Consider the following 460-nt stretch of genomic DNA (forward strand, 5'->3'; position numbering starts at 1 on the left):
CGGGGGAAGAGCAGCAGGGGGCGGGGCAGGGAGGAGGGGTGAGGGAGATGGGAGAGGGGCTGCAAGAGCGGGCTGATGATGGCGGAAGCACGGAGGACGAGCGGAAGGCCGAGGGCGGGGAGGGGGTGGACGGTAGGGTCGAACGCAAGGGGGTGGTGGTAGGGGGGAGGGACGGAGGAGGGGGAGAGGGTGAGGACGCGGTGGGCGTGTAGCGTAGCACGGAGTGCAGCGGTTGACGAGAGGCGAGCCGAGTGTGGAGGGGCGCGCGAAGGTGAGGCGGGGTCGGAGCCACGCGGGCGTGGTCGCGGCGCGGAGAGGAGCAGAACCGGCGGAGGGCGGGCTTGGGCAGTGGCTATATGTGGCATGAGCGGGCAAGGTCGTGGCGGGCGGCGGCGAGGTGACGGCCAATCGCGCGGCAGGGATCCGCGACGGGCGGGGGGGGCTGGCCACGGTGGACGGG

At 73.3% G+C, this 460-nt stretch carries 1 pseudogene; it reads left to right on the plus strand.

From position 1 onward, the window contains the following. Positions 1-212, plus strand: a pseudogene (locus A6V37_RS41825) (RNA recognition motif domain-containing protein); the annotation flags it as partial. Positions 213-460 lie beyond the last annotated feature (248 nt).

Source organism: Paraburkholderia ginsengiterrae, assembly GCF_001645125.1.
Lineage (GTDB): Bacteria > Pseudomonadota > Gammaproteobacteria > Burkholderiales > Burkholderiaceae > Paraburkholderia > Paraburkholderia ginsengiterrae.